This is a genomic window from Streptomyces sp. NBC_01477, from assembly GCF_036227245.1.
GTDB lineage: Bacteria > Actinomycetota > Actinomycetes > Streptomycetales > Streptomycetaceae > Actinacidiphila.
On sequence record NZ_CP109445.1, the window covers coordinates 5199318 to 5224109 of the forward strand.

Here is a 24792-nt window from a genome sequence, read left to right on the forward strand (position 1 = left end):
GGGGCGGCGGCGACCGGGGCGGCCCGTCAGGGCGTCGCGGTCTCGGTCTCGGCGGCGACGAGCGCGGACCAGGCGGGGCGGACGCGGTCCTCGGCGCCGACGAAGCCCAGCTCTCGGAAGAGCGCGCGCGCCGCGCGGTAGGACAGCGGCGGGTCGTTTTGGTAGCGGAGCCAGCGGAGTACGACGTCGAGCTGACCGTCGCTCAGGGCCTCGCCCGGCACGGGGACCGTGACGCCCGTGACGGCGGCGACTTCGGTGAGCGTGACGGTGGGCTGCTCCGGCTCGCTGACCTGCGTGACGGTCTCGGGCTCGGGTGTGACGGGCTCGGGCTCGACCGGCTGCTGAACGGCCGGTTCGGGTGCCGGGTCGAGGGCGGGCGTCACGCCCCCCGTCACGGCGTCACGGTCGGGTGTGACGGTCGTGGGCGCGGGTGTGACGGCAGGCGCGAACATCGAGGCGAGGGCCGCGTCGGCGCCCTCGGTGAGGCGGGTGCGCTGGACGTCGGCGAGCTGCTCGCCGAGGCCGGTGTCGCCGTCGCCGACCTGGCGGGCCAGGCGCCAGGCACGCCGCTCGGCACGGTCGCGGACGGCCTGGTCGGGGTGCCGCTGGGCGCGGGCCTGCTCGTAGGCCAGCCGCCGGACGACCGTCGCGGTACGGCGCCGCGCCTCCGCATCCACACCGGTCGTACGTACGACGATGCGGCGGGCCAGCAGCCCGGCGCCCTCGGCTGCGGTGGTCATGGCGAGGGGCGAGACCGTGTAGACGATGGTCTGGGGGATGCCGTGGGCGACGGCGGCCCCGGTCCCGGCCGCGATGGCGGGCAGCGCCCACAGGCCGAGGCGTACGGCGGTCGGGGCGGTCTGGCCGAGCATCACCAGGCCCACGTAGACCAGGGCGAGGATCAGGGTCGCCCCCTCGCCGCCGGCCACGGCGCCCAGGGCGGTGCCGGTGCGGTGGAAGGCGCCGAGGAGGTTGGTGAAGGTGCCGTAGGCGCCGGCACCGCCGATAACGAGGATGCCGAGGGCGGCGATGCCGAGGACGACGGCCTGGGAGGTGCTGAGCGGGCTACCCGCGGGGGTGGCGGTCATCGGGCACCGCCGGCGCAGATGGGGCAGCGGTGGTCGGCAATCTCGGTGTCGTGGCACCGGCCGGTGCAGGACCGGCAGAACGGGGTGTCGCCCTGGCGGGCGTGGCCGTCGAACCGGGTGTCGGCCGGGTCGAAGAGCTTTCGGCAGACCGCGCACGCCAGGCCCGGGTCCTGCTGCACCTCGTAGTCGACGGGGAAGGCGGCGGTGCTGTCGCGGATGGTCTGGGTGAGGGCGACGAGGTGGGCCTGCAAGTTCCTGGGACTGAGACCGAGGGCCACGTTCGCGGCGATGCGGACCGTGGTGGCGCGGTCGGCGATCAGTTCCTCGCGGCGGTGCCGGCGCTGCACCAGCTCGGCGAAGTCGGCGCAGCGGGCGGGGCGGGGCACGTCGAGGGCGTCGCGTACCGCGGTGAGGAAGTCGAGGACGTCGCTGGTCAACGTGGACGCGGCCCGGGGGCTGTCCTTCGCGGCGGTGTCGGTCGGCTCGGGGCGCTCGGTCATCGGGCACCGCCGGTACCGCTACCGCAGGTGCACGTCCAGTTGTTGCAGATCCCGCAGACGTCGTCCTCGTAGTCGGGCGGGTACGCGGGCATGGGAAGATCGTTCACAGCCGGTCTCCTGGTGATGTCAGGTGGTCGGTCAGGCCCCGGTCGGTGTTGGTAGCACCGGCTGCGGGCCGCTTTCAGTTTCAGTCATTTCAGCTAGTCAAGGTGGCTAGCCACCACTCTACGCACACCCGTAGACGGGTGGCAATACACCGTGCGAAGATTCCGGTATGCCCTCAGTCCACAAGCACCCGGCGAAGACGTTCCGGCCCGAGCCCGAGCTGTACGCGCGGTCTCAGGCGGCCGTCGCCGAGGTCGGGTCGGACATGCAGGCGCATTTGATCGCCTTCCTGCGGTGGCTCACGCATGAGACAGACGTGCTGCCGGCCCGCCCGGAGCAGCCGCCCCGCTGAACACCCGGGCCTGCGCGACGCGAAGGGCCGCCCACACCCCGGGCGGGAACCGGCTCTGGCAGAACCGGCAGACGACCACCTGCTGCCCGGCGGGCAGCAGCAGCTCGGCCCCGCACGCCGCGCCGTGCACCAGCTGCGGGCAGCGGCCCATCCGCGCGGGCAGGTCCGCGGCGCCCACCACGGACCGCGCACCGTCGTACAGGTCGCGCACCTCGCGCGCGCAGTCGCCCGCCGCCGGCCAGCTGGCGGCGATCCAGCCCCTGGCCGCGACCAGGGCGGTGCAGGCCGCGGTCACCCGGTGGCCGAGGTCGTCTGGCGCGGCGATGCGCTTGCGCGGCGAGGTCAGCTCGGGCAGGCGCCGGTCGTCGGCGAGCGCCCGAGCCCACATCGGGAGGATGCCGAATCCGCCCCGCACGTCGACTACGTCGGTCCGGACGGGCAGCGGCACCTCGACGGCGGCCGGTGCACGGCCGCCGCTGTCCGCCGACCGCCCCGGCGCCAGCATCGCGCCCAGGCTGACGTACAGCGCGGGCAACTGGCCCAGGCGCTCGGCGAGGTCGGCCTCGCACCGGGCACACAGGTAGGCGGTGCCAGCGGGGCGCTCGCAAATCTCGCAGGACACGGTTCTCCTGGTGGTTCAGCGGGTCTTGTGGTGGTGGCCGACGTGCAGGTGGCCGCAGTGCCGGCACCGGTAGATGTCGAGGGGGGCGGCACCCTCGGCGGCGGCCTGGTTGCGGTGGCGTTTCTTGCCCCCGCAGCAGGTCCGCCGCCGGTAGCGGCGCCTATTCACGGCCGGAGCTTGGCCGCCAGGGTCAGGTCGGTGAAGCGCACCGGCTTGCCGATCGACCGGGCGTAGGCGATCTCGGCACGAGTGCTGTCGCCGGCGTAGTCGCCGATGACCACGACTTCGTCAGCGAGCCGGATCTTCGCGCGGTGCAGCTCGTCGAGCCGGGCCTTGCCCGCTTCGGCGTCGGCCGGATCGGTCCAGAAGCGGTGCGGGGTCTTCATGTTGCACCCGGGCTTGATGACGATGTGGCCGCCCCAGGTGAGGGCGCAGTCCATCTCGGTCATGTCGTCCATGAAGCGGGTGCTGCCGCAGAGGACCACGATCTTCGGCTCGGTGGGAACGGAGGCCAATTGCTCGTTGGCGTGGGGGGCCTCGGTTGCGATGAGGTCGGCGAGTTCCCGTCCGTACGCGGCGAGGTCGGCTTCGCCTTCGGTAGCGCGGAGGGCGGCGTCGGTGCGGATCGTGGCGACGGCCTGGTGGGTGACGGCGGCGCGCACCTGGGCGTCGTGCTGGGCCTGGTGCGCACGGGCCTTGGCCGCGAGCGGGGCCAGCAGTGCGGCGGCCTCGGCGGTGGCCGCGGCCCCGTCGTCGGGCAGGGCGTCGAGGCCGGCGGGGCGCGGGACGGACTGGTCGGGCATGTGGTCCTCCGGGTGCAGGTGTCGGAGTCGGCGGCCGAGTAGGCAGCCGGCGGGGATGGTGGCCGCCGTCCAGCAGGCGAGGACGGCGGCCACGGTGGTGATCACGGGCGGGTCACCTCGGCGAGGTCGAACAGGGCCGCGGGTTCCGGCGGTTGGTGGCACAGCGGGCAGGCGCATGGCCGGCGGCATAGGCGGTCGGCGAGCCACAGGTGCTCGAGCGCGGGCCGACCAGGCCCCCGTCCGAACAGTTCTCCCTCTCTGCGGCTGAGGTCGAAGCAGCCCTCGTGAGCGCCCGCTGAGCAGAGTGAGCACCACTGGGGTCCGCCCTGGCAGGCGCAGTTGCTTCCGGCGGTGCGCGCGGTCGTGAAGCCGATCGCCGGGCCGAGCACGGTGTCGTAGACCCAGTCAGCCGTGTCGTCGGCCATGGGCAGGGGCGGCACGGTGGCTACGCCTGGGCGGTGGTGCCGAGCAGCGCGGCGTCGACAGCGGCCTGCGCCTGGTCGAACTCGGCATCGGTCACGTTCTCGTCGTCCTCAACGTCCCGCAGCCACGCAGTCACGGCGTTCGGGTGCCAGCGGTCGAGGTCGGTGGGGATGGTGAGCATCGGCTTCTCCTTCGTGATGGGATGGGAGTGCGGCCGGGCCTGGTAGCAACAGGCCCGGCTGTTAGCTGGTCTTGGGGCGGCAGCGGCCCGCGTGGATTCCGCGTACGTGCTCGGCGAAGGCGGTGATAGCCCTGGGCTCGAAGACCGGCCCTTCGGTGACGCCGCAGCGGTGGCAGTCGTAGCGGGCGGACGGCGAATAGATCCACCGGCCGTCCGGGGTCTCCTCTTCGGCGGTGATGCGCAGCTCGGCGGCGATCTCCTGGCTCATGCCGCACCGACCAGGGTCGTGTCGAGCCGGGCGGATGCGCGGTGGACGTCCTGGAGGTCGGAGACGTCGCCGGCCGTCGAGCCGGGCGGGACCGGGATGCGGTGGAACCGGCAGAACTTGAGCTGACGTTCGGTCGGCCGGCCGGACCGCCAGCTGGCCGCGCGCGCGAGCAGCGCCGAGCTGACGACGCGCCGGGCGTGCTCCTCCATCCAGTGCATGGCGTCCGCCAGGTCGAACGCGATGTCGCGCGACGGCGTGAGGTGGCGGCCGTCCGACCACTTCCGCAGCCGGTAGCCGCTCGCGGCGTGGTCGGGGATCAGGTACAGCAGCAGCTCGCCGGCCGGGATGAACCAGGTGCCCTTGTAGGTGCGCAGCCAGCGGACCCGGGAGCCGCCGAAGACGTCGATGTCCTCGACGCGCAGCACGGGCAGCACCGTCGGGGTGACGGCGCGGGCCATTTCGGCGGCGGCGCGCAGCGATTGGCCCTCGCGCACCTCCGAGACGGCCTCGCTGGACAGGTCGACCAGGCTGGCGAGCTTGTGTCGGGTGCTCGCGCCGACCACGTCGAGGATCAGCGCGTCGCGCTTGCCGGTCTCGGGGCTGAGCCGGAGCGCCCGGCCGGCCATCTGCACGTACAACCCGGGCGACTTGGTCGGGCGGGCGATCACGGCGCAGCTGGTGTGCGGCGCGTCGAAGCCCTCGGTGAGCACCATGCAGTTGGCGACGGCCTGGAGGTGGCCGGCGGCGTACCGCGCGAGCGTGGCGCGGCGGTCCTCGCGGGGCATCTCGCCCCACACCACACCGGTCGGGATGCCGGCCTCGGTCATCACCTCGGCCATCACCTGGGCGCTGCTAACGGTGGGCGTGAAGATGACGCCAGGCCGGTCGGCGGCGTGCTCGCGGTACGCCTGGGCGACCACGGCCGCGGCGTTGGAGTCCTCCAGGGCCTGGCCGAGCTGCCCGCCGACGAGGTCGCCGGCGCTGGTCTTCACACGGTCGAGGTCGAGGCCCTGAACGACGACGCGCTTCCCGCGGACGTCGACCAGGTGCCCGGCTTCGATCAGGTCGAGGATGTCGAGCTGGTAGACGACTTCGCTCCAGACGTCGCCGAGGCCGCCGTCGCCGCGGGCCAGGGTCGCGGTGAACCCGGCGGTCGGCACCCCCCGCCAGGCGCCGAAGTGCTCCAGGACGTCGCGGTAGGTCTGGGCGGCGGCGTGGTGGCACTCGTCCACGATGACCATGCCGATGTTGTCGATGCGGCGCCGGCGCCGCTCGGAGGCCAGGGTCTGAATGCTGGCCACGATCACGTCGGCGTAGTGCTCGTCGCGCTCGGCCTTGACGATGCCGACGGTTCGGCCAGGAACGACAGCGCGGATCTTCTCGGCGGCTTGCTGGATCAGTTCCTCTCGGTGGGCGATGACGAGGACGCGGCCGGGCAGCGCCTCGTCCTCGTCGTGTGCGGCGATCAGGTTGGCGAAGACGACGGTCTTTCCGGCGCCGGTGGGCAGGACGACGGCCAATCGGTTCTTCTCGGCGGTCCATCCGTCGCGCACCGCCTGTACGGCGGCGGCTTGGTACGGCCGTGGGGTGAAGGGGGTGTCGGTCACGGAGTCACCTCGCTTGGTCGGTGGAGAGGGGAGCGGTACGCACTGCGTACCGGCTGCGTACCGGCTGCGTACCGGGCTGAAATGGCCTCTGAGCTGCTCTTATGTCTCTCTCTATGGAGAGTGGTACGCAGGTACGCAGAAACAGACAGGCGTCGATGTGTGCGTGTGCGCGCCCGCAGGTGCGGGCGCACGCGCGCGCCCGCACCCCCGAGGTGTGCCATTTCCAGCCGGGTGCGTACCGGCCGTACGGAGACGGGCAGAGTGTCGCTGAGCTGCTGTTATGGGGGGCGCCGGGTGGTACGCACCGGCTGCGTACCACCACGGTGGCGGCCCTCATGCGACGTTGTCCTGATCCCCGAAGCCGATGCCCGACGTGGTGAAGGCGAGGCACTTCGCGCGGGCGCCGTCGAAGCGGCGAGGAACCAAATGCGCGGGCCGCTGGCTCTTGAGCGTCTCCAGGTACCCGGAGTCGACCCAGCTGCCGACTACCGCGTCAAGGGAGTACCCGGCGTCCGCGAGGATCCGGCGCACGCGCTCGGGCAGCAGGGCCACCTTCATGACGCCCTGGTCGCTCGACAGGACTCCGAGCCACCCGGCGTAGGGCGGGCGCTGCTCGTCCATGAACCGGCTGGCGTTGGAGTACAGCTCGTGCGCGTGGCCCGCGACATACTCGCGCAGAACGTCCAGCGCCATCTCAGGCCGGTTGTCAGTGGGGTTGTGGGCGGTGAATAGGCCGCGCCACACGTCGTAGGACAGGGACTCGTAGGGCAGCAGTCCGATACCGCACGCCAGGGTCTCAGCGAGCGCCAGGGCGGCGACCATCGGCGCCCGCCGGCTGGTCATGTCGCTGTCGCCGCGGAACTCCTCGACGAGCTGGCGGTGGCGCTGCTTGAGCGCGTCCTGGCCCTTCGGCTGGGCGAGGCCACTGAGGATGTACCGAACGAACTCGGGTCCCGCGTGCCCGTAGCTGGCCAGCACGCCCTCACGGGCCGCAGCCGCCGCGCTGCCGCCGCCGTCGCCGAAGGGGGCGATGGTGGTGCCGAGGATGCGGGCGCCCGCTCCCTGGCTGGTCGTGAAGGACAGCGCTGGCCGCTCGCCGGACGACAGAAGGATGGTCTCCCAGGGCAGCATGTTGCCGAAGGCTCCGCCCGACCGGGCTTTGCCGTGGTTCATCGTCAGCTGGTACAGCACCTCATCGATGAGGCTGTCGTCCGTGACGGCCATCGTCTCGTCGAAGACCGTGACGATGCCCCGGACCAGGTTCAGCCGCTTCTCGATTGCGTAGAGCGTCGTCCTCCAGTTGGACATCGCCGAGGCATGCTCGGACGGGTCCGCCCACACGCTGAGCGCGCACTGGAGCGCGGTCGTCTTGCCTTTGGTCGAGCGACTGGAGATGTCCAGCGTGAACGAGTTGAGGCCGAGCGGGCGCAGCAGCGGCGCGGCGAGCGCAGCGGCCACAGCGACCCGCGGCACCGGGAACCCGGCCAGCTGCCCGATGGTCGCCTTCCAGGCGTCCAGGGTCCCCTTCGCGGTGTGCGCGCGGGCGGGCCCCCGCTGTTCTTCGAACGGCACGTCGACCTTGATGCCGTCATCAGGGGACGACACGAACGTGCCGTCGTCCTGCCAGCCCAGCCACCGGGCCAGCTGCTCGGACGGGATGCGGTCTACGTTCTCGGCCTCGAACTCGGCCAGCCACTTCTCGACGGCCCGAGCATCGCCCTCGACAGCTGGGAGCCCAGCCGCGCCCAGGGTCTCGATCAGCTTCCGGCCACGTTTGGCCGTCTCGCGGCTGACGATGCGCGAGATGCGGCGCGGCCGGCCGAGGCTGCGGTCGATCCAGGACAGCTCGACGTACTGGTCACCCTCGGGATCCTCGAAAGTCGCGGTCACGGCGAGGGGCGCGAAGGTCACCCGGTTCCAGCTCTCGGCGTTCGTGCTCAGCACCTCGACGCCGCGGCCGGTGACGCGGTACCCGAACGGGGTCCGGGCGGAGCGGGGCAGGCCAAACGTGGTGTCGTAGCCGAAGCCCTTGTCGTCGTCCGGCTCATCGGGGCGGGCGTCCGCTGAGTCCGGGGACGAGCTGGGGGCGGCGCCGGGTGCGGCCGGGGCGGGGCGCGAGGGCGCGCCGACCGAGGACAGGTGGCGGCTGCCGTACCCGGCGTGCGCCAGGGCGCGGGCGGCGGCCTTGTGGTCGCCTCCGTGCTGCAAAAGGGCGTAGGCGCCGAACTTCGAGTAGGGCACCTCCGGCGCGAACTCGGAGCCGGTGGCGAAGACGAACAACCGGTCGTGCTCGTCACGGCCGGTCGTGGCCTTCACCCCGCCGATGCCGTCCGCCCACCCCCAGTACGTCGTGCTGCCGCGGGTCGTCGTCGGGCGGAAGATGCCGCGCAGGATCTCGTCCCAGGTCGCCCGGGCCTCGAAGTCGTCACCGGGCCGGAGGCTGCCGTCCGGGCGCGGCGCGGCTGGGCGGGGCGCGGTCTTCGCGGTCTCGGGGACGGGTAGCTTGCAGACCATGCGGCAGACGCTGTGGATGGCGTCCAGGACATCTGGGTGAATGGTGGGAACGGTCGCCGGGCCTCCGGCCAGCCGGACGTATGGCTTGCCGGAGGGGTGCACGGCGCCGCTGGACGGCTCCACGAGGCCGTAGCCGCCCTCGCCCCGGGTCTCGATGAGGACGCGCACGATCTTCGCGTTGGGGTGCTCGGCGAGCCGCTGCCGCTCGTCCGCGGTGTATTCGTCCTCCGTCGCCAGGCGTGACGCGAGCTTGCGGTTCGGGGGGATGGCCGCACCGTCATCGAGGCGCACGCGGTAGTGCCGGCCGCCGCTGGGGGACTCGGTGACCCACCCGGTGGTGATCGCGGCCCAGAGCTCGCCGAGCCCGGAGCCCTCCATGATCTCGGTGACCTCGGTGAGCAGCCCCTCGCGGATCGCCAGACCCTCGAACTCGATCAGCTCGACTCCGCCGGAGACGGCGCCGTAGACGACCGCGATACCGCGCGGCCGGTCGCCGACGAACCACGTGTCGTGCTGCTCAGGGGTGGTGCGGGTCATCTTGTATTGCATCCACGACACGGCGGGGGCCTTGCTGCCGTCCGCCTTGATCGGGAGGACGCAGAAGCCCGCCTCGTGCAGCTCCGCGGCGGCAGCCCGTAGGGGCGCGTCAGTGTTCACGGAAGTCCTTGGGGTTGTGCTGGTGGTGGTCCGTGAAGGCGGGCCCGGCGCTGGGGAAGTAGCGCCGGGCTCGCAGGCCCCTCAGCCGGGTGCAGTGCTGGCGTAGATCGCGATGAGGTGGCGGGCGTCGTCGAGGTGACCCGCGCACACCGGCCAGATGTCGGTCTCGGCGCCCTCGCGGTAGAGCCGCAGGACGGTCTCGGCCGGGCGCGTGCACCCGCCGCACGCCACGGTGTCGGGAGCGGCCGCCGGGCAGTTGCACCAGCAGCACGTCTCGCCCGTGGGGAAGTCGGCGAAGAGAACAGGTTGGCCGGTCGCAGCGAGGTCGCGCACCAGCGCCTGGGCTTGGTCGCGGGCGGCGACGAGCGTCGTGCTCAGGCTGGTCACAGGCGCTCACCGCCCTCGGCGGCCCGCACCTCGGCCAGCACCGCGTCGTACATGTCCGTGTGCCCGCACTCCCGAACGGTCAGCGTCTCGGGGACCGGTGTGGACGCCTTGGCCGCGGCCGCAGTCCGGAACGAACCCAGCAGCTCGTGGATGTACGCGATCGCGCCATCCATCGGCTCGTGCTCGGTGGCCTGCCCGAGCGAGATGAGGAAGTTGTCAAGGCTCTTGGCGTCGAGCTGCTCGGTCCAGGCGAGCGGGCTCGCCTCGGCGGCAGCGAGCCGCCCCTCCAGCTCGGCGATGCGGTCCTGCAAGGCATCCGGCTCGGCGGCGCCGCGCAGCTGCGCAAGCTCGGCGGCGGTCTCCGGGGACTGGAGCAACTGGGCGGCGTCGAGGGCGCCCACGATCGCGTCGGCAATCCCGTGCGAGGTGTCGCGGTGCTCCAGTGCGGCACGGGCCACCGGCAGCGCCGCCCACACCGCTGGGCTGATGCGGCTGCTCACGGGCCCTCACCCGCCTCGGCGGCCCCCTCCGGGTATTCGTAGCCCCAAAAGGCGATCTGGAGGCCGCGGTATTTCGCGGTCACCTGGTGGCAGATGAAGGGCTTACCGCCCGTGGCCGTGCCGGAGTGTGAGGCAGGCTCGACGCGGAGCGCTTTCGCGAGACGTGCGGCGAGGCCGGGGATGTCCGGAGTCTCTCGGTGGGCGTTCAGCTCCACGTCGCCGCTCTGGCTGACGCAGATGTCGAGGGGCAGGTTGGCGATATCGGGGCGACTGGCGACCAACAGGTTGAGGATGGCGACGTTGCGGGCGAGCGTCACACCGCACCGCCGGCGCGATCGTCGGCCGCCGCAGAGGTGGCCCAGAGCGTGGTGGAATTGGTCATGAGACGGGCTTCCTTCTACTGGTCAGAGCTGGTGGGGTTGTGCGTCTCGGCAAGCGGCGTCGGGGTGGCAGCCCCGGCGCCGTCGCCGTGCTCGTTGGTGTCCTCGCTTAGCGCGCGCAGGATGTCGGCGCGGTAGACGACCCGCTTGCGGCCGAGTTGGTGCGTCGGTACTGGCAGCTGGCCAGCGCCGAGCAGCTTGAAGTACAGGCCGGACCTGATCCCCCACACGGCGCAGATGGTGGCCTCGGCGGAAGTGACCGCGGGCAGCGCGCGGATCTCCTCCGGCGTGAGCGTCACGGGCTCAACCGCGGCCTTCACGCCGGGTCCTTGACCGGCGCGGCGACCTCGGCGGTCTGGTTCTCGACCAGTTCCTCCATGGGGATGCCGTACGTCTGGGCGAGCGTCACGAGCGAGGTGGCCGAGGGCGCGGCGGCCCCCTTGCGGAGACGACCGACGGTGTCTTGCGAGAGGCCGGTCCGCTTGGCGATGGCGTAGTTGGTGTGGTCGCCGTGCGCGGCGGCGGCCCGGGTAAGTCGTTCGTCCTGGATTCGGATCTTGGGCATGCAGTCTCCTAGCTCTCGCCGGAGCAACCATCCGACTGCTAGCTCCGGCGAGAGCTACTTAACTCCGATTCTTACTCTCGCGCAAGCGAGTACGCCCCCTCGGCGTGTCCGGAACGCACCTCGTGCGCCCCTGCTTGCTCTCGCGGGAGCGAGTACTCTCGCGCTAGCGTGTAGTCATGACCGACACGAAGGAGCCCGTCCCCCCCACGCAAGCGGAGCGGTTCGGCCAGTTCGCGATGGCTGCGGCACGTGAGGCCGGCTACGACGTCGACTCTCCGCGCGGCGGCGGACGGAAGGCCATCGCGGAGAGATCCGGCATGGGTCAGACGGCCGTAGGGCGGATGCTGGCCGGGCGCGCCATCCCTGACCCCAAGTTCTTTCCAGGGCTCGCCTCTGCCCTGGATATCGACCTGCGGACACTCCTCATTCGCTCTGGGTTGGCGCCAGAGAAAATGCTTCCCGTCATAGCTCCCCCGCCTTCTCGGTCAAAACCCACTTTGGATCAATTGGCGAGGGAAGTAGGCATTTACAGTGAGCGCGGCACTCAGCTTTTTAAAGACTTGGTGAATGGAATTCTCGCGCAGGAACCGAAGGAGAGCGGCAAGAATCCGGGGAGTGGTGCCGCATGAAGATTGCACGACCGGATGTCTCGGAAATCGTCTTCATTGCGACCAAGCCAATCGTTGTTAGCGCGTTCTCCGCATTGCTTAATGAATGCATAGATTATCTTTCCAAGAAAAGCGGCGACCCATCTGAAAAGGTCATCGAGGCGTACCTGCTGGGCATTACGCACGGCCGCGAGTTGGCAGCCATGGATATCGAGGGCACCCCGGGGGATACTGGTCACATCGTCCAGGAAGCTGGTCGTCGTCTTACGTTGATTTACAGCTCGACGTCGTGAGCTGAGGGGGGCGTATGGCAAGCTCGCGCCGCGCAGGTGGCGTTACGAAGCGCTGTGAGTGCCGCGAGGGCGGGCGCACAGGGCGCCGCCTCGGCGACGCCTGCCCGCTGCTCAGCAAGAGCAGTCACGGCACCTACGCCGTCGCCCAGGAGCTGCCGCGTGACGACGAGGGGAAGCGGCGCACCTTCCGACGCACCGGCTACGCCAAGGTGAAGGACGCGAACGCCGACCTCGCCCGCATCCAGTCCATCCTCGAACTCGGCGAGGAAGACGAGTCCGACCTGCGCCGCATCGGCGATTTCCTGGCGGGCCTCATGCGCGACCGAGCCGACATCCCCCCGCCGGCCGCCGTCGCGGCCAAGCTCGGGGTGGGCATCCCGCTCGACGGCAAGATGACCGTGGGACAGTGGCTCACCCGGTGGCTCGCCAACAAGAAGACCCGCGGCACGACGACCGCGAGCTACCGCAGCCACGTCACCTACCACCTGATCCCCCGCATCGGCCACATCCGCCTCGACCGCCTGGGCGTCGCCCACCTCGACGTGCTCTTCGCCGACATCGCCGAGGCCGCCGAGACGATCGCGGCCGAAAACGCCGCCCGGCGCGAGCAGGAAGCGCGCTGCCGCTGGGACAAGCCTGGCCGGCCGCCGGCCACTGCGCGCGAGCAGCTGGCGAAGGAACGCGCCAAGCTCGCCGAGATGAAGCCGTACCGGAAGGTCACCGGACTTGGGACGCTGCACGCGATCCGGCGCACGCTGCGCACCGCCCTGAACGCCGCGATCGGCCAGAAGCTGATCACCTTCAACGCCGCTGCCCACGTGGAGCTGACATCCCACCGGCGCCCCCAGGGCCTGCTCTGGACCGCGGCCCGGGTGCAGCGCTGGCGCGAGACTGGCGAGGTGCCGTCCCCGGTGATGGTCTGGCCGCCGGCGCTGCTCGGCCAGTTCCTGGACGCCGCGGTCGACGACCGGCTCTACGCCTTCTTCCACCTGATGACCCACCACGGCCTTCGTCGCGGCGAGGCTGTTGGTCAGGACTGGGCGGGCGTCGACTGGAAGATGGGCACCATCGCCGTGCAGAAGGAGATCGTCCTCGACGGCGGGCGGCCGATCGAGACAGCCCCGAAGACAGCCGGGTCGCAGGACTTCGTCCAGGTCGACGTCGAGACCCTGGCCATCCTGCGCGAGCACCGCGAGTACCAGCTGGCCGAGCGGGACGCCTGGAACACACGCGCGGCCGAGCTGCGCGAGAAGGGCGAGAAGGCCGAGGACTGGGTGGACACCGGCAAGATGTTCAGCGCTCCGGATGGCCGCTGGCTGCACCCGGACGTCGTCTCCAGCGCCTTCGTCCGCATCCGCGACGCGACCGGCCTGCCGCCCGTCACGCTGCGGGACACCCGACACGGCGCGGCCGGACTGGTCAAGGCCGGCGGCGGGGACATGGACGACGCGAAGAAGAAGCTGCGCCACTCCACGATCGTGCTGACCATCGACACCTACATGCCGCTGTGGGCCGAGTACGACGCCGAGCTGGCGGAGCGCTCGGCTGCCGCCGTCCCGCGCGCACGAAGGCGGGCCCGCCCGGCGCCGGCGCCTGCCGAGTGACGTTCCCCGGCGGTACGATGGACGGGCTTGAGGGAAGCTGCGCACGGCCCCTGACCTGCGGGTCAGGGGCCGTTGTGCTCGCACCGCGCTCGCACGAGCGACGTGAAGTGGCGTGCAATGGGGTGAAGTGAGATGAAGCCCGCGAGCGACCGGACCGCCTCTCACCAGCGACTTAGCAAGCCGAGTGAAACGACGTGAAGTGACGTGAAGTGGGGGAGTGGTCGGGGGTCCAGACTTTTAATCCATTGGTTGTGGGTTCGAGTCCCACACGGCCTACGGGGTCGGGTGTCGTTGTACGCCTCTGACCTGCGGGTTTGGTGCCCCGGTCGCTTCCGAGCGGCCGGGGCACAGCCGTGCCGGGGGCGTGCGTGAGCGATGCGTGAGCGGTTGTTCGGAGCTCGCAAGGTCAGCGGGTGAAGCGATGGCGTCGAGGTAGCGACGACGAACCCCGACAGGGCTGCGCTTGCCCTCGTATCGGTTGTGGATGACCGGCAGGCACCGATCCCGGTGTTCTTCTCGCTGCGCTGGTCGAAAGACTCCTACTTTTCGTCATTATGACGCTAACATGGGTGTGGGCAGGCCGCACCATGCGACTGATGCTCGGTCATGTCGTGATAAGGATGGTCGGTTGTGGAACCACACGTGAATCTCGCCTTCGCCGTCCGGGCCACCCCGGGCGGCTACGCCGTCCTGCTCGGGGCTGGCGCCTCGATCGCGGCGGGCATGCCGTCGGCGTGGGACGTCCAGCAGGATCTGATCAGGAAGGTGGCGGCTACGGAAGGCGCCACAGGTATCGGCGACCCGCACGCCTGGTATCAGCAGCGCTTCGACCGCACGGCCACCTACGACGACCTCTTGGCCCGACTCGCGGGTACCCCGCTCGAGCGGCAGGCGTTGTTGCATGCCTACTTCGAGCCCACTCAGGAGGACCGCGAGGAAGGTCGGAAGCGGCCCACCGCTGCGCACCAGGCGATCGCCCGCTTGGTCGCCGCCGGGCACGTACGTATCGTGCTGACGACGAACTTCGATCGCCTAATGGAGACCGCGTTGAGAGAGGTGGGCATTGAGCCCACCGTAGTTGCCGACCCGGCTGACGCTGTCGGACTTGCCCCACTGCATGCCATTAAATGTTTGGTCGTCCACGTGCACGGCGACTATCTGAATCCCACGAGCATGCTCAATACCCCCGAGGAGCTGCTAGAGTATGCGCCCGCCGTGGACAAAATCCTCGACCAGATCTTCGCGGACTACGGGCTCGTCATCTCCGGCTGGTCCGCTACGTGGGATCCCGCGCTGCGCAACGCTCTATCCCGTTGCCCTGCCCGGATATTCACCTCCTATTGGATCGACCCGCGTGAACCATCGGAGCACGCCCGGGATCTGATCACCCGACGGAGCGCCGTGTACGTTCAGGCCGATGCCGACACTTTCTTCGGCCGAGTAGCCGATGCCGTGGACGCAATCGCTGCCACGAATCGCCAGCATCCGGCGAGCGTCGCCATCGCCGTTGCTACCGCCAAGCGCGCCCTGGCCGGGACCGGACAGGCTATTGCACTGCACGACACGCTGCGCCGCGAAGTCAGCCGCATGGCGGCTCTCCCCGTACGAACTGCTGGCCCCTGGCATGTCGCCGACACCCAAGCCGAGCACGGCCGCCGGCTGGGTGTGCTGGAGGCCGAGGCGGAACTGTTGCTCAACCTGGTCGCTACGACGGCCTACTGGGGCAACAACGAGACCGACCGCTGGTGGATGCGCGAGATCGAGCAACTCGGCTCCCCCGTCAGCGCGGGCGGCGACTCCGCACTGCTCGATCTCGCGCGAGCCCCCGCAACCATGGTGATCTATTCGGCAGGGATTGCCGCCCTCGCTGCCGAACGCTGGGACACCTTGGTTCGTGTGCTTAGCGAACCTCAGGCTCAGAATGTATACAGCGGGAAGGTACTGGCCGCAGCTGCGCTTCTTGGCCCGCAACAGACGATCGGGCTCGGTACAGCCTCTGAACGCCTCCACGGACAGCTCCGCCCCGTGTTCACGGAACACCTCGTCCTCAGCGACTCGGCGTACATCGACGCATGGGAGCGCTTTGAGTTCCTGCGCCTGATCGTGCAGCAGGATGCCGGTCTGGGATTGGACTGGCCCTATATCCGCAAGACAGGTTTCCTGAACGAGTACCGGCCGGCCCCCGCAGGCTGGCTCAAGAAGGAATTGGACCAGCACGGAGACTTGCACCCCTTGCTTCAAAACGGGTTCCTGGCTGGCAACCCTCGACGTTTTCTTGCGGCGAAGGAAGCAACGGAAGTCGAGTACAACAGGTTGGCGACTCAGATGCGCTGGGGGTGATCCGGGGCGAGCTTTGCAGGGACATGACTATCTCGACCGACCGCTCATCCGTGAGAATTAGGGGTGGAAGGTTGATCGGCTTCGAGCACGATGGCCGCGAGGAACAAGCGCTGCAGCTTTCTCGGCGACCTCCCGGTCCAGCTCGGGCAGGAGGCTCGTGTACGTGTCCGAGGTCAGCGCGATCGTGAATGGCGCAGCACCTCCTTCACCGTGTGGATGTCGCCGCCGCCCGCGTGCGTGAGGGTCGCGGCCACGTGGCGGAGGTCGCGGAAGGTGATCGGCGGGAGGTCGGTCGTCGCGTGGATGCGGCGGAAGGTCTCGGAGACCATCTCGAGGTGGAGCTAGGAGCCGTCTTCGCGGGTGAAGACCTTGCCGGTGTCGTTCCAGGCCGCGCCCCACTTCTTGCGGTCCTTCTTCTGACGCTTCCGGTGGGCGCGGAGAGCGGCGATCGTCAGGCTGTCCAGGGCGATGGTGTTGGCGCTGCCGTCCGTCTTCGGCTCGGCCTCGTACGGGTCCCAGCCGTCGACCACGATCTCCTTGGCCGGGGTGATGAGGCCGGCCTTGAGGTCGACGTTGCTCCAGTCCTGGCCGACCGCTTCGCCCCGACGCAGGCTGCGGAAGCCGACGAGGTGGAAGAGGGCGTAAAGCCGGTCGTCCTGGGCGGCGGCGAGGAAGATGCCGAACTGCTGCGGTGTCCACACCATGACCGGGCCGGGTGTCTCGCCGGTGTGCCGCCATCGCCGGACACGCTCGTCCGTCCAGAGCAGGGGCTTGGGTCTGCGGCCCGGGGCGAGTTCGACGTGGGAGGCCGGGTTGAAGGTGATGAGCTGCTGCGCGATGGCGGAGTTGAGCGCCGCGCGCAGGGTTCGGCGTATCGCCTGCTGGGTGGACGGGCCGGTCACCTTGCGGAAGGGCGGCATCTCGGCGAGCTTCGCCCGCTCCGCCGCCAGCCGCGCCGGTTCGGCGGCAACGGGCCGACCCGGCGCGCTCGGCTTGCAGCGCGCGATCTGTGCCCGGCGAGCCTCGTTCTCAGCCACAATGGCCTCGTTGGCGTCGGCGATGCCGTCGAACATTTCCACGAGGTGGCCGACGTTCAGCCGGTCGAGCCGTATTTGCCCGATGCGGGGCTTGAGGTGGACGTTGATGTGCGAGGCGTAGCCGTTGAGGGTCGTCTTGCGGCGCTTCTTGGACGCGAACCAGAGGTCTAGCCACTCCCCGACTGTCGTGCCGCCGCGTAGTTCAAGCCCGGAGCGGAGGCGCCGGCGGATCTCCTCCACGTCGGGCAGCGGCGCCTTCTCCTCGACCAGGCGTTCCAGCAGGGCCGCGACGCGCTCGACGCTGTCCGGGTCTTCGGTGTCGGCGAGGCCAAGGAGGGTGCGGACGTGGTCCAGGTCCGCCTGGGCGGCTTTGAGGCTGTCGTACCCAGCGCGGCTGAAGGAGCGGCGGGTGCCGTCCTCGTGGGGCGGGAGTTCCTGGCGTATGGAGTAGGAGCCGTGCTTGCGGCTCGCGAGCTTGGGGCAGTTGCTGCCGAGCGGTCGGCCGGTTTCGGTGTCACGGCAGTAGCAGCGGCGGTGCGTCGAGCCCTTCATGGTGCTTCCCCCAGCAGGTTCAGAGACCGTCTGCCGGGGCGTCCTTCCAGACGATGTTGCCCTCGGCATCCATTGACCAGGTCTGTCGCGGTGCGGCTCTGCGCTCGCGCAGTTGGGGTCTGGGGCCGTCGTAGTCGTACGACTCGCCGGTGAACCACTGGAGTGCGTCGAAGGTGTCGGTCGGTTCCTCGTCGGGGAGGGCCTGCACGCGGTCCACGAGGCCGACGGGATAGATCAGGCAGATCGGCGCCACGTGGAGCGCCTTGGCGAGCACCATGACCTCGACCAGGGGCAGTTGGGAACGTCGGCCGGACTCCATGTTGGCGATGACGTTGCGGGGGATGGCGTATCCGAGGTCGGCGCAGGCGCGGGCCAGGTCTTCGCCGCTCATGCCCAGTTCCTTGCGGCGTCGGCGGACCTCGGCCGCGACCGTCGCCATGACCTGGTCGGCCCACTCGGGGGCGTTGTCTTCATTCCGCCCAGCATCAGCACCGCGTTGTGTCATGGAGACACAATAGCTTGGTGCACCCTCCTGACCTGGGCTTGGAGCCGGATGCGAGACCGCGTTCGCCGAGAGCTGTATGTGTGAGGTGGCAGGTATGAGTGAGAGCGGTACGACCCGGCCGGTGGTGCTGGGGATGGCCAAGGACGAACTGCTGTTGCTGCCCACGGCGGTGGACCTGGAGACGGCGAACCGCGCACTCGGGCTGGGGAGGAGCAAGGGCTATGAGTTGGCCAAGTGTGGGCAGTATCCGTGCCGCGTTCTGCGGTTGGGCAACTCGTATCGCGTCGTGACGGCCGAGCTGCAGGCCCTGCTCGGGCTCGCAGCATGACGTCCGTGGTCCCCGCACGCGCGCATGAAGGGCGCCGCTCAAGATCCCGTGGACTGGGGCAGGTCTTCGTCGTACTGTCCGTGGTCGCTCGCGCGGCGCCAACCGCCGAGAACGAACGAGCCCCCGACGCGCCAACGCCGGAGGCTCACAACTCCCCTGTACGCCACAAACGTTCAACCCAGGTCGGGCGGGCCGGCCAGCCTGCACCCACCGGTCGAGGAGCTACGCATGCAGCCTACGACAGCTGCTGTCCGGGACGCACCCCCTGCGGCGGCCTGGCCGCCGGTCACCGTACCCGGTCAGCCGGACCGTACGACACGGCAGCCGCTCGCGGAACTGACCGACGAGCCAGAGCCGTCCGCCGCCCGGTTGGCTGCGGTGACCGGGCCTCCTCCGGTCACTGACCGGCTGACCGGAACGCCCGGTCGCCTGACCGCGGTCACTGACCGAGAGCCGGTCACCGCGGTCGGTCAGCCGACCGGTCCGGTCGATCCACCGCCGAGGACGGGGCTCTCGGAGGGCGCTGACCTGCTGACCGAGCTGCGGTCAGCGGTTGCCCGGTAGGTGGTCATGCCGAGCGGAGAGGCCCTGGACGCGGTCACCTTGTGGATCGCGGCCACTCATCTCCAGCCTGCGTGGCAGCACGCGCCGCGCCTGGCGGTGGTCGGTCCGGCGAAGCGGTGCGGGAAGTCACGGCTGCTGGACGTGCTGCACGACACGGTCCACGACCCCTTCATCACGGTCAACTCGACTCCGGCGGCGATCTTCCGGTCGATCACGGAGCAGCCGCCGACGCTGCTGGTGGACGAGGCCGACACGATATTCGGCGGCGTGAAGGTCGCGGAGAAGAACGAGGAGATGCGCGGACTCCTCAACTCCGGGCACCAGCGAAACCGTCCCACCACCCGGGTTGTCGGCCCGGAGCACAAGCCGACCAAATTCCGCACCTTCGCCATGGCGGCGCTGGCCGGGATAGGCGACCTGCCGGACACGATCATGGATCGGGCGGTGGTGATCCGGATGCGGAGGCGCGCACCGGGGGAGAAGGTGCTGCCCTTCCGCTCTCGCCGAGACACCCCGCAGTTGCACGGTTTGCGGGACCGGTTGGCGGTATGGCTGGTGCCGCTGACCGACAGGGCGGCGTCGATGGGAGCCGGTGATGCCGGTCGAGGACAGGGCGGCGGACACGTGGGAGCCGCTGGTGGCGGTCGCCGACCTCGCCGGAGGCGGGTGGCCGCAGCGCGCCCGGCAGGCGTGCCGTGTGCTGACGACGCAGGAGGAAGGCAACGATCAGGAGGCCGCGCTCGCGATCCGCATCCTGGCCGACATTCGCGCGGTGTTCGCCGCGTGCGGCGACCCGACGCTGCTGTCGACCGAGCAGCTGCTTGCCGCCCTGCACGCCGACAGCGAGGCTCCCTGGCGCGAGCACGGGTCGCATGGCCTGACGGCGCGGGGCCTGCAACTGCTGCTGAAGGACTTCGGCATCAGCGCGGCCAACCGCCGCTTCCCCGACCGCACCCAGCGCCGAGGCTTCGCCCGCCACCAGTTCGCCGACGCCTGGGCTCGCTACTGCCCCCGGCCGGAGACGGCCCCAGGCGGCGAGCGCTGACCCGCATCCACCCGCCCCACCCGTCCCCGTGCAGGTCAGCACGGGGACGGGTCGTTGTCCCGCAACGGGTCGACCCGCATCAGAATTCCACCCGTACCTGCGCTGACCAGGAGCGCAACGGGTGGGACAGGTCCCGCCTGATCTCGGCCGACGTCGCAGTCCACGGCAGTGAAAGACGCCGGACCAAGCGAGTGGTAAACGAGGCCGAGAGGCGGCGAGCAAGTTGTGGGGTAAGCAGCGCTTACCCCGGAAGAGCAAGTTGTGGGGTAAGGACTCCTTGCCCCGAGCGGAGCAAGTTGTCGCGCCGGACGGTCCTACCGCCCGTCCTGCGCACGTGTCCTCGCCGGGGGACGAGGACACGAGTACCCGAGCGACGGCGCCCGGGTCCTGGGGGAGACGACGCGACCCCTGCCCGTCCGCGTGTCGGCCGCAGACCGCAGGCGCGAGGCACCCGAGCTGGGCTCCGCGTCAGGCCTCGGCGCGGACCAGGAGCGTGCCAATGTGGTCAGGCTCGGGGGCGTCCAGGACGCGGGCCTCGGCGGTGGCGAAGCCCGCGCGGGTGAGCAGGCGTTCCCATACGGGCGGGCGGTAGCTGTAGCGGTAGGTGAACATGGCCTTCCCCGCGAAGCCACCCTTGTACATGCCCTGTGGGCCATAGGCGCCCGGGATCGCGGGTGGCTGGGAGAAGACGAAGGTCCCGCCGGGATTGAGTTGGCGGCGGACGAGCGGGAAGAGCTTCGACGGGTCCGTGAACCAGGCCGCGCCGAAGATCGAGTACACCGCGTCGTAGGTCTCGGCGGTGGAGCGGAGGTAGTCCAGCACTTCGGCGCAGTGGAACTGCGCTCCTGACGGCGCCCAGCGCTCAGCGATCTTCTCGACCATCACAGGAGACAGGTCCACGCCTGTGGCCTTCACGCCGTTCTGCGCCAGGTGGGCGAGCGCGCGCCCGGTGCCGCAGCCGATCTCCAGGACACTGCCCGGGTCGCCCAGGAGCTCAGGGCCGGGGCCGTGGCCGGCGTACTGCGTCCAGCGGAAGACCGGCTCGGCTTCGTCCTTGAAGGCGGTGCGGGCGTAGGTGTCCCACAGTTCGGTCTCGGCGACGATGTCGTGTTGCGCAGGCATGTGTGTCCTCTGCTTGCCGAAGAAGGCGGCGCCCCGCCCCATGATGCCCGCAGGCACCGGGCGGGCGAGGCACCGTTCGGTTCAGTGGCTGTCGGGGACCTTGTTGTCGCACGGCGAGCAGTCCGTGCCGTCGATCGCCCACAGCTCGGTGTCGATCTCGAAGCCGATCGAGGTGAGGAAGTCCGCAGTGCGCAGGCACAGTCCGTCGCTGCGGCGCTCGATGAACGGCGCGTGGTGCTTGTACCGACCGCCGTTGTAGAGATCGCAAAGGGCGAACCAGACGGGCGTGTCGAGGATGAGCTGGTGGACGCCGGTGTCGACGAGTTTGCCGACGCCGAGGTGCACCTCGGGGTGCTCGATGCAGGCGAGGGTGTACATGACGGCGTTGCCGAGAATGCGTTCGGCCATGTCGCGGACCATGGTGTGGTCACGCAGCAGGAGGGCGATCTCGCGGTCCCAGAGGGTCATGCCGCTGTCGAGGATGTTGACGGTCAGGTGCGCGATGTGGGGCTGGACGGCGTTGAGGAGTTCCTTCGGGTCCCGGGTGCGTAGTCCGATACCGGTGTCGATCTGGACGGCTGTGGTCATGGTGCTGTCCTCCTATTCTGGGGGTTCTGGTCCGCCAGCCAGCTGCTGGGGACCCGCACGGCGCCCTGAGAGCGTGACGTCGTGCAGTCCGGGCTCCGGGCGACCGGCAACATCCACCGGCGCCTGGGCTCGCTAGGGGCGCTCGCACAGCCGCGCCAGCGGGGAGGGGCCAGGGCGGCGAGGGTGCCGGTTAGGTGCGGTCTCCCAGGCCCGCGGTTGGCGAGCGTTGCTGGGCAGACGGCTGGTGGGCGGCCCAGTCCTCGCGGGCGGCGATGAGCGCGGGGCGGACCTTCGCGTCGAGGAAGTCGGCGTGGGCGCGGAGTTTCGCGGCGATCTCAGCGACTCCCAGCGGGTCAAGGCCGAGAATCCAGCGCCCTACGCAGACCTGGAGGTTGACGGCCGGCACGCGGAGGCCGGGGTCGGGGTCGTAGGGGTTGCAGTCGATGCTGCCCTCGAAGACCACGTCCTCCTCGACCCCTTCCCATACGTCCGGGGCGGTGAGGGGCAGCATCGGGCCTTCGAAGAAGTTCCGGTGGTTGATGCCGGCCAGCCGTTCCGGCAGCTGGTCCATGGGCACATTGGCCTCGGTCGGGTCGTCCTCTGCCCAGGCGGGGAGGTAGCCGGACGCCGCCGCGCCGCTGTCGGTGGTGATTGCCCACTTGCCCGGGGTGCTCCAGGGAGGAGGCGTTCCGTCGGACGGCCCGAGTTCGAACCAGACGGTCTTCCCGGCCGGGTCGGGAGTGCTTCCCCAGGTGGTGGCCAGGGACTCGACCAGGAGCAGGCCGCGCCCGCCCTCCGCTTCCAGCGAGCCGTGGCGCCGGTGCGGGCGGGCAGGATTCACGTCGGTGACCTCGACGCGGACCCGTACGCCTGTCCAGCGCACGGCCACCGCGCAGGAGGAATCGGTGTGCCGGACGGCATTCGTGATCAGCTCGGCGGAAAGCAACTCCAGGTCGCCCAGGGCGTCGTCCGGCAGCGGCACATCCCAGTCCCGCACCAAGGCGACGATCTTGCGACGGGCTTGGGGCACGGCCTTTTGCTCGGCCTCAACGCGGAAACCGAAAGTAGTGGGGCAGGTATCCGAGATGGTGTCGGACATCGCTGGGGACCTTTCGAGACGCTGGATGCCGTGCCATGCCGCTGACTTCGGTACAGCACGGGGCTTGTCGCTTCCCTCCGGAGGCCAGCTCCGGTAAGGAATCTCAGACTGTTCCAGCGGCCCGTTCTGGGATAAGGCCAGCGTGGACACCCACGGTGGGTAAACTCGCAGTAAGTGAACTCGTGTGACGGTGAGCGATCACACTCCCGTACGAGGGGGCGCCGGACATGATCGAACCAACAGGAGCGGTCGGCCTGCCCGCTCGTCTTCTGGCGGATCCCGAGATGATCGCTGCCTGCGCCGCGCGCAACTTCACGAAGGTCTTCGGCTTGGCGAAAGCAAGGGGCGGGTTTCACGTCTCACGCATCGCCCGCCAGTGTGAGCTGACTCCGAGCAGGGTCGGCGAGGTCATTTCCGGTCGCCGGACCATCACGAACATGAGCGTGATCGAACGCGTCGCGGACGGCCTGCGGGTTCCCGGTCACATGCTCGGCCTCGCGTCGCGGGACTGGGAAGGACGGGCCTCGGCCTCCAATCCACCCGAGCGCAGATCCGTTCAGGTGGCCCCTGGGCCGAGTTCCATCCCACCTGAACCAGAGGATCTGGACAGCATTCTCGCAATCGCGGCAGCTACGAAGGTCACCCCAAGCACGCTTCGGTCCCTCCAGACCTCGATCGAGGACTACTGGCGGCGGGACGACGAGCACGGTGGCGAGGCCCTACGGCCTGCTGTGATCGGGCAACTCAGGTATGTCATGGGCTTACTGGCCGACAGCACAGATCCGAACTACCGACGCAGTCTGCACGGCATCGCTGCGGAACTCGCCCGGCTGGCCGGGTGGACGCTTTTCGACGCACGGCAGTACAGCACAGCGAGGGCGTACTTCACCCAGTCCCTGCGTCTGGCCCGCGCGATCGACGACCGGGCCTTCGTCGCCAACGTCCTCGCCTGCCTGAGCCTCCAAGCCACTTACCAGGACAGGGCCGAGGAAGCCGTCACGCTGGCACGGACCGCCCAGGACGTTGCCCGCCACGAGGGAGGTACTCCGAGGCTGATGGCGATGCTGCACGTCCGCGAAGCGTTCGGCCACGCCAGCGCGCGCGACCGAACGGCGACCCATGCGGCCATCACCGAAGCGCAGTTGCAGTTCGGGCAGGTTGGATCCGCAGACGACGACCCACCGTGGGTGAGTTACTTCGACCGGACCAAGCTCACCGTGGACATCGGCATCGCGCTCGGGCAGCTCGGGGACGCGGGTGCTGCCGAACCGTTGATCACGGAAGCGCTGCGCGATGAACCGGAGACGAACCTGCGCGGCCGGGCATTCCATTCCTTCTGGCTGGCGAGGACCCAGCTGCAACGCGGCCAGGTGGAGGAGGCATGCCTAGCGGCGAGTGACGCCCTGAACCTGTCCGCGACCGTCGACTCGCCCCGCGTGACCGCACACCTGCGGGACTTCCGTCACCTGCTCACGCCATTCCGCACTTTCCGGCCCGTCGCGGAGCTGGACGCCCGGCTGGCGGAGACAGCGGTCTGACTAGAGTCCCGCCTCGTCCAGCAGCAGGTAGAGGACTCCCACGAGGGTCCCGCTGCTGACGATTTCGCGGTGGTCGATCATGCCGCGCAACTTGGACAGCGGGATCCACTCAAGCCGGTCCGACTCGTTGAGTTCGGTAGGAGGACCCACGTACTCCACCGCGTCGGCACGGAAGACGAAGTGCTCCGAGTCGGTGATCCCGTTGGCCGGCTGGGCGTAGATCAGCGGCGTCATCTCGCTTGTGCGCCAACCGGTCTCCTCCATCACTTCGCGTGCGGCAGCCTCGGCCGGAGTCTCGCCGGCCTCGACCAGGCCCATGGGCAGTTCCCAGGCCCAGGAGTCCGTGATGAAGCGGTGCCGCCACATCATCAGCACCTGCTTCTCACTGTTCACCACGGCTGCCACAGCCAGATGCCGCAGCTTGAGCACGTGGTGCTCCCACCGCTTCCCGTCCGGCTGCTCGACGTCGACCAACCACACGTTCACCCAGGGGTTCTCGTAGATCGGACGTTCCCCGTGGATCTTCCACTGCATCGCTGCGGCCCCTCTCGATCTGCCTCAGCATCTCAGACGTGGCGGCCTCGGGCGGCCCGTTCGGGCGACTTCACGTCACACTG

The 24792-nt window shown here is 69.8% G+C and carries 25 protein-coding genes and 3 pseudogenes; 7 read left to right on the forward strand and 21 right to left on the reverse strand.

All coding sequences use genetic code 11. From position 1 onward, the window contains the following. Window positions 1–26: 26 nt before the first annotated feature. The 15 genes from OHA86_RS22085 to OHA86_RS22155 form a co-directional block, all read right to left on the reverse strand. Window positions 27–1088: a hypothetical protein gene (locus OHA86_RS22085; RefSeq protein WP_329177842.1), complete on the reverse strand. Its 1062-nt coding sequence runs from the start codon at window positions 1086–1088 to the stop codon at window positions 27–29. Further along, on the reverse strand, window positions 1085–1588 hold the full coding sequence (locus OHA86_RS22090; protein ID WP_329177843.1) for a hypothetical protein: 504 nt from the start codon (window positions 1586–1588) through the stop codon (window positions 1085–1087). The genes OHA86_RS22085 and OHA86_RS22090 overlap by 4 nt, the downstream gene beginning before the upstream one ends. Before the next feature lie 404 nt (window positions 1589–1992). Next, window positions 1993–2667, reverse strand: a complete 675-nt coding sequence (locus tag OHA86_RS22095) for a hypothetical protein (protein ID WP_329177844.1) — start codon at window positions 2665–2667, stop codon at window positions 1993–1995. Window positions 2668–2682: 15 nt separating this feature from the next. Then, a complete protein-coding gene (locus OHA86_RS22100) occupies window positions 2683–2835 on the reverse strand; it encodes a hypothetical protein (protein WP_329177846.1) in 153 nt (50 codons plus the stop codon). Then, complete coding sequence (locus OHA86_RS22105) at window positions 2832–3215, reverse strand: hypothetical protein (protein WP_329182500.1); 384 nt, start codon at window positions 3213–3215, stop codon at window positions 2832–2834. The genes OHA86_RS22100 and OHA86_RS22105 overlap by 4 nt, the downstream gene beginning before the upstream one ends. 356 nt (window positions 3216–3571) lie before the next feature. Next, entirely contained in the window at window positions 3572–3895 is a 324-nt protein-coding gene (locus tag OHA86_RS22110) for a hypothetical protein (RefSeq protein WP_329177847.1), read from the reverse strand. 20 nt (window positions 3896–3915) lie between these two features. After that, a complete protein-coding gene (locus tag OHA86_RS22115) occupies window positions 3916–4074 on the reverse strand; it encodes a hypothetical protein (protein ID WP_329177848.1) in 159 nt (52 codons plus the stop codon). Window positions 4075–4135: 61 nt separating this feature from the next. Continuing rightward, complete coding sequence (locus tag OHA86_RS22120; protein ID WP_329177849.1) at window positions 4136–4342, reverse strand: hypothetical protein; 207 nt, start codon at window positions 4340–4342, stop codon at window positions 4136–4138. Continuing rightward, window positions 4339–5949, reverse strand: coding sequence for a DEAD/DEAH box helicase (locus OHA86_RS22125; RefSeq protein WP_329177850.1), 1611 nt, complete (start codon window positions 5947–5949; stop codon window positions 4339–4341). Before OHA86_RS22125 ends, OHA86_RS22120 begins: the two co-directional genes overlap by 4 nt. Window positions 5950–6282: 333 nt before the next feature. Then, window positions 6283–9120 (reverse strand): DUF927 domain-containing protein, encoded by a 2838-nt coding sequence (locus OHA86_RS22130; protein ID WP_329177851.1) that lies wholly within the window; start codon window positions 9118–9120, stop codon window positions 6283–6285. Between the two features lie 81 nt (window positions 9121–9201). Further along, window positions 9202–9507 carry a hypothetical protein gene (locus OHA86_RS22135; protein ID WP_329177852.1) on the reverse strand — a complete coding sequence of 102 codons (306 nt, stop codon included), beginning with the start codon at window positions 9505–9507 and terminating at the stop codon, window positions 9202–9204. Continuing rightward, on the reverse strand, window positions 9504–10007 hold the full coding sequence (locus OHA86_RS22140; RefSeq protein WP_329177853.1) for a hypothetical protein: 504 nt from the start codon (window positions 10005–10007) through the stop codon (window positions 9504–9506). The genes OHA86_RS22135 and OHA86_RS22140 overlap by 4 nt, the downstream gene beginning before the upstream one ends. After that, window positions 10004–10324 carry a hypothetical protein gene (locus OHA86_RS22145; protein WP_329177854.1) on the reverse strand — a complete coding sequence of 107 codons (321 nt, stop codon included), beginning with the start codon at window positions 10322–10324 and terminating at the stop codon, window positions 10004–10006. Before OHA86_RS22145 ends, OHA86_RS22140 begins: the two co-directional genes overlap by 4 nt. Window positions 10325–10404: 80 nt before the next feature. Continuing rightward, window positions 10405–10707: a hypothetical protein gene (locus OHA86_RS22150; protein ID WP_329177855.1), complete on the reverse strand. Its 303-nt coding sequence runs from the start codon at window positions 10705–10707 to the stop codon at window positions 10405–10407. Further along, complete coding sequence (locus tag OHA86_RS22155) at window positions 10704–10952, reverse strand: helix-turn-helix domain-containing protein (protein WP_329177856.1); 249 nt, start codon at window positions 10950–10952, stop codon at window positions 10704–10706. The genes OHA86_RS22150 and OHA86_RS22155 overlap by 4 nt, the downstream gene beginning before the upstream one ends. A gap of 176 nt (window positions 10953–11128) precedes the next feature. Here OHA86_RS22155 and OHA86_RS22160 point away from each other — a divergent pair, with 176 nt between their 5' ends. The 4 genes from OHA86_RS22160 (at window position 11129) to OHA86_RS22175 (ending at window position 15797) form a co-directional block, all read left to right on the forward strand. Then, window positions 11129–11581, forward strand: coding sequence for a helix-turn-helix domain-containing protein (locus OHA86_RS22160; protein ID WP_329177858.1), 453 nt, complete (start codon window positions 11129–11131; stop codon window positions 11579–11581). Then, on the forward strand, window positions 11578–11853 hold the full coding sequence (locus tag OHA86_RS22165) for a hypothetical protein (protein ID WP_329177860.1): 276 nt from the start codon (window positions 11578–11580) through the stop codon (window positions 11851–11853). The genes OHA86_RS22160 and OHA86_RS22165 overlap by 4 nt, the downstream gene beginning before the upstream one ends. A gap of 14 nt (window positions 11854–11867) precedes the next feature. Continuing rightward, a complete protein-coding gene (locus tag OHA86_RS22170) occupies window positions 11868–13457 on the forward strand; it encodes a site-specific integrase (RefSeq protein ID WP_329177861.1) in 1590 nt (529 codons plus the stop codon). A 642-nt stretch (window positions 13458–14099) separates the two neighbouring features. Beyond that, window positions 14100–15797, forward strand: coding sequence for an SIR2 family protein (locus OHA86_RS22175; RefSeq protein WP_329177862.1), 1698 nt, complete (start codon window positions 14100–14102; stop codon window positions 15795–15797). Between the two features lie 57 nt (window positions 15798–15854). Here OHA86_RS22175 and OHA86_RS22180 read toward each other — a convergent pair. Continuing rightward, a pseudogene (locus OHA86_RS22180) lies at window positions 15855–17386 on the reverse strand (site-specific integrase). Between the two features lie 139 nt (window positions 17387–17525). After that, a pseudogene (locus OHA86_RS22185) lies at window positions 17526–17891 on the reverse strand (helix-turn-helix domain-containing protein); the annotation flags it as partial. A gap of 94 nt (window positions 17892–17985) precedes the next feature. Between OHA86_RS22185 and OHA86_RS22190 the strand changes: the two are divergent. Both OHA86_RS22190 and OHA86_RS22195 read left to right on the forward strand, forming a co-directional pair. Continuing rightward, window positions 17986–18219, forward strand: a complete 234-nt coding sequence (locus tag OHA86_RS22190; protein WP_329182501.1) for a hypothetical protein — start codon at window positions 17986–17988, stop codon at window positions 18217–18219. A 570-nt stretch (window positions 18220–18789) separates the two neighbouring features. Beyond that, a pseudogene (locus OHA86_RS22195) lies at window positions 18790–19828 on the forward strand (DUF3631 domain-containing protein). 468 nt (window positions 19829–20296) lie between these two features. On the opposite strand, the gene OHA86_RS22200 reads toward OHA86_RS22195, so the two are convergent. From OHA86_RS22200 to OHA86_RS22210, 3 genes are all read right to left on the reverse strand, one after another. After that, complete coding sequence (locus OHA86_RS22200; RefSeq protein ID WP_329177864.1) at window positions 20297–20950, reverse strand: class I SAM-dependent methyltransferase; 654 nt, start codon at window positions 20948–20950, stop codon at window positions 20297–20299. An 81-nt stretch (window positions 20951–21031) separates the two neighbouring features. Then, window positions 21032–21538: a hypothetical protein gene (locus OHA86_RS22205; RefSeq protein WP_329177867.1), complete on the reverse strand. Its 507-nt coding sequence runs from the start codon at window positions 21536–21538 to the stop codon at window positions 21032–21034. 190 nt (window positions 21539–21728) lie between these two features. Then, window positions 21729–22637, reverse strand: a complete 909-nt coding sequence (locus tag OHA86_RS22210) for an ATP-binding protein (protein ID WP_329177869.1) — start codon at window positions 22635–22637, stop codon at window positions 21729–21731. A gap of 227 nt (window positions 22638–22864) precedes the next feature. Here OHA86_RS22210 and OHA86_RS22215 point away from each other — a divergent pair, with 227 nt between their 5' ends. Beyond that, the gene (locus OHA86_RS22215; protein ID WP_329177871.1) at window positions 22865–24175 is read left to right on the forward strand and encodes a hypothetical protein; all 1311 of its coding nucleotides are present in this window, start codon (window positions 22865–22867) and stop codon (window positions 24173–24175) included. Here OHA86_RS22215 and OHA86_RS22220 read toward each other — a convergent pair whose 3' ends face one another. Next, window positions 24176–24709 (reverse strand): NUDIX hydrolase, encoded by a 534-nt coding sequence (locus tag OHA86_RS22220; RefSeq protein WP_329177872.1) that lies wholly within the window; start codon window positions 24707–24709, stop codon window positions 24176–24178. Window positions 24710–24792: the final 83 nt, after the last annotated feature.